Here is a 12,075-nt window from a genome sequence, read left to right on the forward strand (position 1 = left end):
AGGTTATTTATTAATGAGTGTAGAGGGGAAGAGAGACATGCTGGCTAAACGAATCATTCCGTGTCTAGATGTGAAGGACGGTCGGGTTGTGAAGGGCGTTAACTTTGTTAATCTGCGTGATGCGGGTGATCCGGTAGAACTGGCAGCCCTTTATGACCAAGAGGGTGCAGATGAACTTGTATTTCTAGATATTTCAGCTTCGGTAGAAGGTCGGGCAACGATGGTGGAGGTTGTACGTCAGACTGCAGGTGAGATTGCGATACCGTTCACGGTAGGTGGAGGCATATCTCATGTTGATGATATGAGAAGGATTCTACGCGCAGGTGCAGATAAAATTGGTATTAATACAGCAGCTGTAAATAATCCACAATTGATTGCGGAAGGTGCGAGGAAATTCGGATCCCAGTGTATCGTTGTAGCGGTAGATGCGAAGTACAATGAGGCATGGGGCGAGTGGGAAGTATACACACATGGTGGGCGTACGCCGTCTGGCATTCGAGCTTTATCGTGGGTTAAGGAAGCTGAATCGTTAGGGGCAGGCGAAATATTACTGACGAGTATGGATGCCGATGGCACGAAAGACGGCTTCGATCTAGCGCTTACTTCTGCTGTATCAGGTCTGATTGGTATTCCAGTCATTGCATCAGGTGGAGCGGGAACAAAGGACCATTTCTACGACGTATTTACAGGTGGCAAAGCGGATGCGGGATTAGCAGCTACTATTTTTCATTATAAAGAAATGACAATACCTGATTTGAAGCAGGACCTAAAGCAAAAAGGAGTGGAGATTCGATGAGCAACAAAATAGATCAGGTAGGGTCTTTGGAACAAATACAAGGACAGATCAAATTTGATGAATCTGGGCTAGTGCCTGCTATTATACAAGATGCAGTTACTAAAGACGTATTAATGATGGCGTATATGAACCGTGAATCACTGAAACTATCGGTGGAAAGTGGAGAAACGTGGTTTTGGAGTCGTTCGCGGCAAGAGTTGTGGCATAAGGGGGCTACCTCTAGTCATACGCAACAGATTGTTTCACTACGCTATGATTGTGATGGAGATACTTTGCTACTTCAAGTTAAGCCTAAGGGACCTGCATGTCATACAGGAAATGATACTTGTTTCTTCAATGAAGTGATCTTATCTGCTGACCCAAGCTCTGATTCCGAAGCTCTGAATGATTCGAAGCCTGAAGCTAGTAGTTACAATAATGATGACCGATTCGCGGTCTTGGCTGAGCTGGAGCAGATTATTGCAGAACGTGAGAAAGAGCGGCCTGAGGGTGCTTATACAACGTATTTATTTGAAAAAGGTATCGATAAAATTCTTAAAAAGGTCGGAGAAGAAACGGCAGAGGCGATTATCGCTGCTAAAAATAAAGATAATGCGGAGCTACGTCTAGAAGTAAGCGACCTGATCTATCATTTACTTGTATTACTAGAGGAGCGTAAACTACCCCTTGATGAGATTCTAGAGGAACTAGGTCTACGGCACGAACGTCCACGTCGCGATTAAGGGAGGAATGAACGATGCAAATAGACTATCACACCCACCATGTCCGCTGTGGTCACGCTATTGGAGAGCTAGAGGAATATGTTCAGCGTGGGATAGAGATGGGATTATCTCAGATCGGTCTATCGGACCATATGCCACTGATTCATGTAGATCCAGCCACTTATTATCCTGAAATGGCGATGCCAATGGAGGAGCTTCCTCATTATGTGGAGGAATGCCTCTCTCTTAAGGATCGTTACAAAGGTCAGATCGATGTGAAGGTGGGACTGGAAGGCGACTATATTGAAGGGTATGAAGCCGAGATAGAAGCAATCACAACGGCATACCCTTGGGATTATGTCATTGGATCAGTTCATTTTCTGGGGACATGGGATATTAGTGACTATCGTCAGACACATTATTGGGATGGACAGGATATTTTGGCTGTATATAAGCGGTACTATGATGCTGTTCAGAAAGCCGCGGCAACGGGATTGTACGATATTATGGGCCATGTTGATGTGATTAAGCGGTTCGGTTATAAGCCTGCACCGGAGGCTTATACAGAAGTCACAGATATGGAAGATGCTACGCTGAGAGCGATACGGAAGAGTGGAGTAGCTATGGAACTGAATGCTTCGGGATTATCTAAAGCGTGCGAGGAGATGTTCCCTAGCAGCAGAATAGTAAGTGAAGCATTTCGTCTAGGTATTCCGGTTACGATTGGTTCTGATGCACATGATCCGCGGAAGCTTGGAGAATACCTGGATCATGCGCGCGCTGCCCTTTGGGATGTCGGTTACCGGGAACTATCGGTATTCGATCGGCGAGTTAGAACTCAGGTGTCTTTTGAAATCTGACATTTACCTGTATACTATAATTAAATATAGATTTATGAATTACAGGAGGATGTCATGCAACACAAGATGCGCATTTTTTCCGGGTCATCAAATCCAAAGCTAGCGCAGAGTATATGTGCGAAGCTTGGCGTGGAACTGGGCAGTATTAAGCTCTCTCGTTTTCAAAGTGGGGAGATCTATGTCCATTATGAGGAAAGCATCCGTAACTGTGATGTGTTTCTAGTGCAGTCCCTCTCACATCCTATTAATGAAATGTTTGTAGAACTGCTGGTGATGATTGATGCAGCTAAGAGGGCTTCTGCACATACGGTTAATATTATTGTTCCTTATTATGGTTATGCTCGTCAAGAACGCAAATCTGCACCACGTGAGCCCATATCAGCCAAGATGGTCGCGGATGTACTCACAACAGTTGGGGCTAATCGCGTCATTACGATAGATCTACATGCTTCGGCTATTCAAGGATTTTTTAATATTCCTGTCGATCACTTAACTGCACTTGACTTGATCAGTGAGTATTTGCGATCTAAGAATATAAGCAATCCTGTCATTGTCTCTCCAGATGCTGGGCGCGCATCGATGGCAGAGAAGCTAGCAAATCACTTGGATTCTCCGTTCGCAATTATGATTAAGAAGCGCCCTGCGCACAATGAATCAGTCATTACGCATGTCATTGGGGATGTGGAAGGACGAACACCGATCATTATTGAAGATTTGATTGATACGGGCACGACGATTGTTAAAGTAGTAGAAGGATTGAAGGAACGTGGAGCACAAGATGCGTATGTATGTGCTACCCATGGGCTCTTTTCTGGATCTGCTCTTGAACGCTTGGATCATCCTAACATTAAAGAAGTGGTTGTGACGGATTCGATTGCCCTTCAGGAGCATCACTCTGATAGATTCAAAGTATTATCAGTAGCGCCGATGCTGGCACAGGCTACTCGGATTATTATAGAAGGCGGATCTATCGCTACCTTATTTAAAGACTCCGGCATCTAAATGGATGCGGTGTCTTTTCTATGTTTCTAGTACTCCATTGCTGGAAATGAGAGGGTGAATCTACCTATCTTAGAAGGACTCTAGAACTTGTGTTATACTATTGTAGGTCATGGGTTTAAAAGAGGAGGTGCCTTGCTCAATGAATGAGGATAAACTACGGGCTGAAGACCTATACAATAAAATTATACCTGTCCATATGGATGCGAATTTCTTTTTTGAAAGAGCTGTACGCTCGCTAGATCGCAATCATTATGACAAGGCATTGAAATATTTCGGTAAAGCAGTAGAGTATGAACCAGAGAATCCTGTGAATCATTGCAACATGGCAGGAATCATGTCTGAAATGGGTGACTACTCGGGATCTAATTCCGTACTTGCTCAAGTTCTAAAGGATGTTGATCCGGCTATGACGGAATGCTATTACTATATGGCGAACAACTTTGCGAATATGGAACAATTTGAAGAAGCAGAGAAGGCGCTTGTGACTTATTTGGAAGAAGACTCTGAGGGGCAATTCTTGGAGGAAGCGGAAGAAATGATGGATTTACTCCATTATGAACTGAACCGTCCAGCTAAATTACACCGAATTAAGAGTAGGGAAGGCATGGTAGAGCATGAGAATGCACGTGCGCTTCTTGAAGAGGGGAAATTTGCTCAAGCAGTAGAACTTTTAGAAGAAATTGTGAAGAACCACCCTGATTTTCTATCGGCTCGTAATAATCTGGCATTAGCTTATTATTATGTTGGATTATTTGATAGAGCTAAGGAAACAATAGGTGAAGTACTGGAACAAGAGCCTGGTAATCTGCATGGCTTATGCAATTTGGCAATATTTTATCAGCATGAGCATGATATTGCGGAATTAGCATCTTTGCTTCGCACACTGGCGGTTACGATTCCTTTTCATCAGGAGCATGTGTTTAAATTAGCCACGACGATGGGAATATTAGGTCAGCATGAGGTAGCGTATAGACATTTCCGTAGATTATTAAAAGACGAAGATATAAATGGCGATCCGAGTTTATATCATTATACGGCTGCTGCTGCCTTTAATTGTGAGCGTTATGTAGATGCGGAAAGATGCTGGAAATATGCTCAGAGGCTCGATCCAGAATCCGATATTCCTAAGTTTTATCTATCTCAACTACATCAGTATCAAGAGGGAACTTCGGTTCAACCCAAGATTAGTTATCACTATCATCTTCCGTTTGAGGAGCAGCTTAAACTGTGGGAATTGAACGGCGATCAAATGACTGAGGAGATTAAACATAATCCTCTCATTCGCTCATCCTTCTTCTGGGCGCTTCGACATGGAGATGTAGGTACTAAACTTCAAGTCATTCAGGCATTTGCATGGATTGCTGATGATGAGGTTAAGCAGGCCCTGCAAGCTTTTCTTCAGGAACCCGGTGAAGATATGGAGCTGAAAGAGGCAGCTGCGCTTGTTCTGAAAGGAATGGGTATAGAGGGTGATATCCTCTCGTTAGATGAGGTAGGGGAGTCTTCTGTGGAACATGTGAAGGATAACCTGCTTAAGAAGGATGGCAATTGGCAGCTAGTCATTGATAAAACACTAGAAATGATGGGGCGTTCAAGTTCCAATCAGCAACAAGATGTCCAGAGTTTATGGATGGAGTTCCTAAGTAAAAGTTATCCTGATACGCCACAACTTCAACATATGGAGGCTTGGTCAGCGGCGCTTGAGTACTGGTGTGCCAAGATTGATGGAGACTCTATTACGTACCAAGAAGTTGCTACGCGATATGGCCTTTCTGTATCTACTGTCAGTCGGTATGCAAGACGTATGGATAGCGTGTGCCACATGAAGGGTAGAAAGAGATCATATTTATGATAATATATAGGTAAAGTTTGCTAAATGAATTTTGAGTGAGGTTTACTCGATATTGAGGAGGTTAATGATATGTATAAATCGATTATTATCGGAACAGGTCCTGCAGGTCTAACGGCAGCTATTTATCTCGCACGTGCGAACATGAACCCTTTAGTTATTGAGGGTATGCAGCCAGGGGGTCAATTGACGACAACGACCGAAATTGAGAATTTCCCTGGTTTCCCAGATGGAATTATGGGTCCAGAATTGATGGATAATATGCGTAAGCAAGCTGAGCGCTTCGGAGCTGAGTTCAAATCAGGTTGGGTAGAGAATGTTGACTTCTCCAAACGTCCTTTTAAGGTACAAGTTCAAGGGATGGGCGAGTTGGAGGCAGAAACTGTTATTATCTCGACGGGTGCTTCCGCTAGATACCTTGGAATTCCGGGTGAGCAAGAGAACATCGGTCGTGGGGTCAGCACATGTGCAACATGTGATGGGTTCTTCTTCCGTGGCAAAAAAATCGTCGTGATCGGTGGCGGTGACTCAGCGATGGAGGAAGCTAGCTTCTTGACCCGTTTCGGGTCTAGTGTAACGCTAGTGCATCGTCGTGAAGAGCTTCGCGCTTCCAAGATCATGCAAGACCGCGCTCGTGACAATGAGAAGGTGCTGTGGGCGCTTAATCGTACACCACTTGAGGTTGTTGCTGAAGGCATGGGCGTTAAAGGGGTGAGAGTCCTTAATAACGAAACCAACCAAGAGGAAATTATTGAAGCGGACGGTGTATTTGTGGCGATTGGACATACGCCGAACACTAGCTTCCTAGGCAATCAAATTACGACAGATGATGTCGGTTATATTGTGGTGAAGCCAGGTACGACAGAGACGAATATTCCAGGCGTATTCGCTTGTGGTGATGTACAGGATAACAAATATCGTCAGGCCATTTCTGCTGCGGGTACAGGTTGTATGGCCGCTATGGATGCTGAGAAGTTCATAGAAGGTTCCATGGTACATGACTGGAGCCAAACACTAGACAAGTAAATCGTAATGGATTGTACAAGGATAAATGATGGACAAGAAAGGGTGAGTATCTAAAAGATACCCACCCTTTTTTGGTTACTATAACATCTGATATAGAGACGTTTCTCACACTGCGAGAAATACCTGTACTATTTCACTAGGGCGAGCGCTATAGCCATCCTTTTTCCTCCGCGATTCGAATGCCTTCTAGACGGTTTTTGGCATCCAGCTTATTCAGAGCTTCGGAGATATAATTGCGTACCGTTCCATAGGATAGATGAAGCAGTAATGAGATTTCATTAGCTGATTTGCCCTCAGCAGATAGGGAAAGGATTTCCCGTTCACGTACACTAAGTGGATTCTCTTGTTTCATAGCCCCGAATATAAGTTCAGGTGATATTTCACGATGTCCCTTCATCACCCGTCGGATCGATTCAGCCAGATTCTCAATAGGCTCGTCTTTTAATAAATATCCCTGAACGTCTGCCTTGACTGCGCGCTCGAAATATCCAGGACGGGCAAAGGTAGTTAGAATGATGACTCTGCAAGCTGAATTTTGCTGCTTCAAATGCTCTGCAACGTCAAGTCCCGTCTTGATGGGCATCTCTATATCTAATAAGCATACATCAGGCTCAAGGGAGGAAATCATGGTTAGAGCCTCTTGTCCATCGCCAGCTTGTCCAACGACTTCAATATCGTCTTCTAACTCTAATAGAGCAGCTAAGGCACCACGTAGCATCCGTTGATCCTCGGTAATCACGATTCTTATCATGCTATCTCCTCTTCTTCCTCTTTAATCACAATAGGTGAGGTGATGGTCAAGGTGGTGCCTTTATTGGATGACAACACCACGGATCCCTCGATAAGGGATAATCGCTCACGCATCCCCTTCAAACCATTGCCTTGCAGGGAGTGATTGTCGACATCACAGCCTATTCCGTTATCCTGAACGGTTAGGATTACTTTAGCTTCTAACTGTTCGATATGAATCGTACAATTTGTTGCTTGGCTATGCTTTACGATATTCGTTATAGCTTCCCTTAGGCACATACTGAGAATATTCTGAGTGAGGTCCGGTATGCCAGCAAGCTTGATATCCCCTTCAACAGCAAGGCCTATACGAGCACTTTGTAGGATAACTTTTACTTCAATAAGCTCTTCGGTTAAAGTAACGGCACGCATATCCGATACTAGCTCACGGACTTGTTTGAGAGCTGCTCTAGAGGTACGTTCGATTTCTTTCACTTCCAACCGTGCACGTGTGGGATTTTTGTCGACTAATTTCTCCACTAATTGGCTCTTTAAAGTAATAAGGGAAAGCGTATGGCCGAGGGTATCATGAAGATCCCTTGAAATCCGCATACGCTCTTCTCTTTTGATAAGCTGCTTGATGTGTTCATTGGCTTGGTCTAGCTGCTGCTCAAGATATTGGTACTTTTTCATGGAACGTGCCCCGAATGGTGTTACGATCATGATGATAATAAAAGGAATAAGAAATAAGTATTCCATAGGTGAGATGTAACTCATGTTAATAATAATAGGCAGCGTCTCCATGATAATTAGTGCGATCATTGAGATTTTAAATTTAAATTTATCGGTATGCCAACCAATAAAATTTGAGGTGAAGAACCCCATAAACAAATTATAAGGATTATAGAATAAGGTTAGTACCAGAATAATCAGCATTTGTAGAGCCAGTAAATAAGAGAAGCTAGGTCGCCCTTCAGCGAAATAAAGCTGTCGATAAGTGAAGATGAATACACCGATCATGATATAGCCACATACTGCCTTAAGACCTTGCTCTTGCGTCATATAGATAATAGGCATGGAGATATAAAGGAGCCAAAGGTAAGGGAAGTAGCCTAACTTTCTGGGGAAAACCTCAAACTTACCGAACATAATGATCGTTACACCGCTTCCTGTTTTTTTCGAATATATGTGGATAATACCATAAAGACCACAAGATATCCTATCAGAATAATTATATTCTCCCATTGAGGTGCATTTCCGTTTACAATCTCCCATGCCCCGTTTCCAAAGCTGTAGGAAGGAAGCCATTGACCAATCGTTCTTAGCATCGTAGGGAAGGTCTCAAGGGGAAACCACATACCGCCAAGGATAGCCAAGATCATGTACACCGCATTACTAACACCACTAGCTGTATCTACTCTTTTCATCGTACCCACGAGGGTGCCAATGGCTAGGAAAGGGATTGAGGCCATCAATATCCATAGACCACTACCAATCCATTGTGTAGCAGATAACGAAACACCATTAATCAGATACCCAGCAATAAAGATAATGATGATAGAAAATAAATGCATCACGAGCTGGCCGAACATTTTGGAGAAGAAATAAATACTTTCAGGCAGTGGGGTGATTCTCATAAAAGTGGACCAGCCGTGTACTCGCTCTTGAACGATTCGAATGCCCAGCGTCATAATGGATGAACCCATCACACTAAAAGTAGTCATTGACATCAAATAGTGAGCCGCCCACGTAGGATTATCAATGGAATTAGAAATTACAAGTTTAGTGAAAATGAAATAAAACATTATAGGCATTGCCAAAGACCAGAATACGAAATAAGGATTGCGGATAATTCGGAGCATTTCTGCTTTACACTGTATGATTAATACATTCATAGTTAAATAGCCTCCTCTTCATGATGTAGTGTTAATTGTTCAAATGCATCGTCCAGACGACCTTGTTCGACTAGAATATCCTTCACGGCGAGGTTATGTTCAAAGATGAATCTCAAAACGCCATCGGTATCTTTAGTAATCGCATGCATTCTACCCATTTTCTCATAACAATCATTGACGATTGGTAATGGACGTATCTTATTAAGTAGAAGTGGGTCCTCGGATATGAAAGAAACCGAGCGTGTGGTGAGTCTAGATTTAATGTCGTTAGGACTTCCATCGGCTACGATAGTCCCCTGATCAAAGAGCATGATTCGATCTGCACAATCTTCAGCTTCTTGGAGATAGTGAGTGCTGAATAGAATAGTCTTTCCTTGATTAGCAAGTTCCCTTACTTGCTCCCAGAACACTCGGCGAGCGTTAATGTCTAAGCCAACCGTAGGCTCATCGAAAAATATCAAATCTGGATCTCCTGCGAGAGCGAGTGCAAAACCAAGCCTGCGCTTCTGACCCCCTGAAAGTTTAGTGGCAAATCGGTTCAAGTCTTCCTTTTTCAGGCCTGTTAATGTAATGAGTTGCTCTATATCAAGTGGACTTGGGTAGTAACTACGTATCAATGTAATGAGTTCATGCACCTTCAAGCCGTCCATAACACTGACCTCTTGCAGCATAGCTCCAATTTTTGTTCGAACTTCCCTATCCTTCGGATGGTGATCTAGTACACGAACGCTTCCATGGCTAGGTTCGATTAGACCTAACATCATGGAGAGTGCCGTTGTTTTCCCCGCTCCATTCGGTCCTAGAATAGCCACTACTGACCCTTTCTCTATCGTAAATGAAACATTATCTACAGCTTTTTTATTTCCAAAGGTCTTAGTTACATTCTTCATTTCCACAATAGCTGTCATTTCATATATGCCTCCCATTTCAAAAATATTAGAAACTATAAATTTCCATCCTTATCTCATCGGTAACGGATGCCGTTCTTGATTTCATCATAAGAAATTACGCATGCTCTTGTTAGTAAGAACTGTCATGAATTCAGGGTGACAATTGTCATCAATTCGTTGAAATTTGTGATTACAATGATACGTGAAGAGGCTTAATAGCCTTCTTACGGCACCAAGCCCTACACATAGCCTATTCTATGTATTTAGCTTCTACTAAAAGGGATAATCTATGGCTCTAGCACTAAATGCGTGACACCTACATCTCTTGACCAGAAAGAGGGCTTGAATTATAGTGGGTACGTAAGCTTAATACTATTTTAGATAGAAAAAAGGTGGCTTGTAGCATGTCTGAAATGATCTATGTTGGAGTAGACTTAGGTGGTACGGCAATTAAGGTTGGGATTTGTGATCGAGAAGGGCGGCTTCTTCATACGTATGGAGGACCTACGGAAAGCGATAAAGGTGTTCATGTCGTCATTGATAATATTGAGAAGTATGTGCGCCATATTGTAGAACAGTCTCCATATAGCTGGGACCAGGTTGCGGGAGTAGGAGCGGGTGTTGCTGGTTTTACCAATGTCCGTGAAGGTATCATAGTTCTTGCGCCCAACATAGGTTTTCAAGATGTGCCGATTCGTGAACTCCTTGAGAGCCGTTTCGCTAAGCCTGTCAAAATAGATAATGACGCTAACGTGGCTGCTCTGGGAGAAGCTTGGAGTGGTGCGGGTCGTGGGATAGAAAATTGTGTCTGTTATACACTCGGTACGGGAGTGGGCGGAGGTATCATTATAAACGGTAAGATCTATCAAGGTTTCTCTGGTATGGCTGGAGAATTTGGACATATGGCTGTTGTACCTGATTTGGAAGCGATCCAATGTGGCTGTGGTAAGATGGGCTGCGTTGAGACAGTGTCTTCCGCGACGGGTATTATTCGTATGGCTAAAGATGCTGTAGAACGTGGAGATCGTACAACGCTTTCAACGGTTGATAACATTGCGGCAAAAGAAGTGTTTGATGCAGCAAAAGCGGGTGATGAGGTAGCCGCTCGAATTGTAAATCGTGCAGCATTTTATTTGGCTAAATCCATGGCAGCCGTTGGGGCAGTGTTGAATCCCGAGGTGTTTATTGTCGGTGGTGGTGTTTCCAATGCAGGTGACATTCTCTTTAATGAAGTTCGCGAAGTATATGCGAAATATACTCCGGAACCACTTCAACGTGGAGTATCAATTCTACCAGCTCAACTTGGTAACGATGCTGGAATTGTCGGAGCTGCCGGATTACTTCTTCGTTCATAGGAGTTGTCCTGTTTGATATAACGAGTTAATGGCTTGCTAAACTCAATACCCAAGGGAGGGAAAGCTGATGCCTGAAGGCGACAATAATGCGTCGGCCATGGCCACCTTGATTATTATTACAGGTATGTCTGGAGCAGGTAAGACACTGGCTGTACAGAGCCTAGAGGATCTTGGTTTTTTTTGTGTAGATAATTTACCACCAGTACTCATCCCTAAGTTTGCGGAACTCATTGAACAATCTAATGGTAAAATCGCTAAAGTAGCACTAGTGATTGACTTGAGAGGCCGCGAATTCTTCACTGCGTTATCCGAATCGCTGCAATATGTCAGAGAGCGGTTCACAATGGGATGTGAAATTCTGTTTCTAGATGCTACGGATTCTGTTCTTGTACAGCGTTATAAGGAAAGCCGTAGACGTCATCCACTTGCACCTGAGGGCATGCCGTTAGATGGTATTCGATTAGAGCGTCAAATGTTAGAGGAGCTTAAGAATTCAGCGACACAATTAATCGATACTAGTAATATGAAGCCGGGTCAATTGAAGGAAAAGATTGTTTCTCGGTTTTCTCATCTAGAGAGAAATACATTATCTGTTAATATTACTTCGTTTGGTTTCAAATACGGTATTCCCATTGATGCTGATTTAGTATTCGATGTTCGCTTTTTGCCTAATCCACATTATGTTGATCATCTAAGACCACGCACAGGTCAAGACAATGATGTGTATGATTATGTTATGAAGTGGCCAGAAACACAATCCTTTCTGACGAAGCTATTAGATATGCTGTATTTCTTGTTACCCCAGTACCATAAAGAAGGCAAGAGTCAGGTCATTATCGGTATTGGTTGTACGGGAGGAAAACACCGTTCGGTAGCCATATCGGAATATCTGGGTAAGATGCTTGGAGCCAGTGAAACAGAATCGGTCTCGGTCAGTCACCGTGATTCCGATCGTGATCGGCATTAATGAGG

The 12,075-nt window shown here is 43.4% G+C and carries 12 protein-coding genes; 8 read left to right on the forward strand and 4 right to left on the reverse strand.

The genetic code is table 11. The features are described from left to right. Nucleotides 1-37: 37 nt before the first annotated feature. From hisF to trxB, 6 genes are all read left to right on the forward strand, one after another. Entirely contained in the window at nt 38-796 is a 759-nt protein-coding gene (gene hisF / locus UB51_RS22855; protein ID WP_044879274.1) for an imidazole glycerol phosphate synthase subunit HisF, read from the forward strand. Then, entirely contained in the window at nt 793-1,518 is a 726-nt protein-coding gene (gene hisIE, locus UB51_RS22860; RefSeq protein WP_044879275.1) for a bifunctional phosphoribosyl-AMP cyclohydrolase/phosphoribosyl-ATP diphosphatase HisIE, read from the forward strand. Before hisF ends, hisIE begins: the two co-directional genes overlap by 4 nt. Nucleotides 1,519-1,532: 14 nt before the next feature. Continuing rightward, nucleotides 1,533-2,357 carry a histidinol-phosphatase HisJ gene (gene hisJ / locus UB51_RS22865; protein WP_044879276.1) on the forward strand — a complete coding sequence of 275 codons (825 nt, stop codon included), beginning with the start codon at nt 1,533-1,535 and terminating at the stop codon, nt 2,355-2,357. Nucleotides 2,358-2,411: 54 nt separating this feature from the next. After that, the gene (locus tag UB51_RS22870) at nt 2,412-3,359 is read left to right on the forward strand and encodes a ribose-phosphate diphosphokinase (RefSeq protein WP_044879277.1); all 948 of its coding nucleotides are present in this window, start codon (nt 2,412-2,414) and stop codon (nt 3,357-3,359) included. Nucleotides 3,360-3,498: 139 nt separating this feature from the next. Next, the gene (locus tag UB51_RS22875) at nt 3,499-5,211 is read left to right on the forward strand and encodes a tetratricopeptide repeat protein (RefSeq protein WP_044879278.1); all 1,713 of its coding nucleotides are present in this window, start codon (nt 3,499-3,501) and stop codon (nt 5,209-5,211) included. Between the two features lie 69 nt (nt 5,212-5,280). Continuing rightward, nucleotides 5,281-6,234 carry a thioredoxin-disulfide reductase gene (gene trxB / locus UB51_RS22880; protein WP_044879279.1) on the forward strand — a complete coding sequence of 318 codons (954 nt, stop codon included), beginning with the start codon at nt 5,281-5,283 and terminating at the stop codon, nt 6,232-6,234. Between the two features lie 148 nt (nt 6,235-6,382). Here trxB and UB51_RS22885 read toward each other — a convergent pair whose 3' ends face one another. Genes UB51_RS22885 through UB51_RS22900 form a run of 4 tightly spaced genes read right to left on the reverse strand, consistent with a single transcriptional unit; the run spans nt 6,383 to nt 9,766 of the window. Continuing rightward, on the reverse strand, nt 6,383-6,985 hold the full coding sequence (locus UB51_RS22885) for a response regulator transcription factor (protein WP_044879280.1): 603 nt from the start codon (nt 6,983-6,985) through the stop codon (nt 6,383-6,385). Continuing rightward, a complete protein-coding gene (locus tag UB51_RS22890; protein ID WP_044879281.1) occupies nt 6,982-8,112 on the reverse strand; it encodes a sensor histidine kinase in 1,131 nt (376 codons plus the stop codon). Before UB51_RS22890 ends, UB51_RS22885 begins: the two co-directional genes overlap by 4 nt. A gap of 8 nt (nt 8,113-8,120) precedes the next feature. After that, nucleotides 8,121-8,858 (reverse strand): ABC transporter permease, encoded by a 738-nt coding sequence (locus UB51_RS22895; protein ID WP_044879282.1) that lies wholly within the window; start codon nt 8,856-8,858, stop codon nt 8,121-8,123. A gap of 2 nt (nt 8,859-8,860) precedes the next feature. Continuing rightward, on the reverse strand, nt 8,861-9,766 hold the full coding sequence (locus tag UB51_RS22900; protein WP_044879283.1) for an ABC transporter ATP-binding protein: 906 nt from the start codon (nt 9,764-9,766) through the stop codon (nt 8,861-8,863). A gap of 386 nt (nt 9,767-10,152) precedes the next feature. Here UB51_RS22900 and UB51_RS22905 point away from each other — a divergent pair, with 386 nt between their 5' ends. Together UB51_RS22905 and rapZ are read left to right on the forward strand one after the other, a co-directional pair. Further along, nucleotides 10,153-11,103 (forward strand): ROK family glucokinase, encoded by a 951-nt coding sequence (locus UB51_RS22905; RefSeq protein WP_044879284.1) that lies wholly within the window; start codon nt 10,153-10,155, stop codon nt 11,101-11,103. A 67-nt stretch (nt 11,104-11,170) separates the two neighbouring features. After that, nucleotides 11,171-12,070 (forward strand): RNase adapter RapZ, encoded by a 900-nt coding sequence (gene rapZ / locus UB51_RS22910; RefSeq protein ID WP_044879285.1) that lies wholly within the window; start codon nt 11,171-11,173, stop codon nt 12,068-12,070. Nucleotides 12,071-12,075: the final 5 nt, after the last annotated feature.

Origin of the sequence: Paenibacillus sp. IHBB 10380, from assembly GCF_000949425.1 — a bacterium.
In the GTDB taxonomy this organism is placed as follows: domain Bacteria; phylum Bacillota; class Bacilli; order Paenibacillales; family Paenibacillaceae; genus Paenibacillus_AQ.

Coding starts and splice junctions, on each gene's coding strand:
- hisF (WP_044879274.1), top strand. CDS start 38: ATGCTGGCTAAACGAATCATTCCGTGTCTAGATGTGAAGGACGGTCGG.
- hisIE (WP_044879275.1), top strand. CDS start 793: ATGAGCAACAAAATAGATCAGGTAGGGTCTTTGGAACAAATACAAGGA.
- hisJ (WP_044879276.1), top strand. CDS start 1,533: ATGCAAATAGACTATCACACCCACCATGTCCGCTGTGGTCACGCTATT.
- UB51_RS22870 (WP_044879277.1), top strand. CDS start 2,412: ATGCAACACAAGATGCGCATTTTTTCCGGGTCATCAAATCCAAAGCTA.
- UB51_RS22875 (WP_044879278.1), top strand. CDS start 3,499: ATGAATGAGGATAAACTACGGGCTGAAGACCTATACAATAAAATTATA.
- trxB (WP_044879279.1), top strand. CDS start 5,281: ATGTATAAATCGATTATTATCGGAACAGGTCCTGCAGGTCTAACGGCA.
- UB51_RS22885 (WP_044879280.1), bottom strand. CDS start 6,985: ATGATAAGAATCGTGATTACCGAGGATCAACGGATGCTACGTGGTGCC.
- UB51_RS22890 (WP_044879281.1), bottom strand. CDS start 8,112: ATGTTCGGTAAGTTTGAGGTTTTCCCCAGAAAGTTAGGCTACTTCCCT.
- UB51_RS22895 (WP_044879282.1), bottom strand. CDS start 8,858: ATGAATGTATTAATCATACAGTGTAAAGCAGAAATGCTCCGAATTATC.
- UB51_RS22900 (WP_044879283.1), bottom strand. CDS start 9,766: ATGACAGCTATTGTGGAAATGAAGAATGTAACTAAGACCTTTGGAAAT.
- UB51_RS22905 (WP_044879284.1), top strand. CDS start 10,153: ATGTCTGAAATGATCTATGTTGGAGTAGACTTAGGTGGTACGGCAATT.
- rapZ (WP_044879285.1), top strand. CDS start 11,171: ATGCCTGAAGGCGACAATAATGCGTCGGCCATGGCCACCTTGATTATT.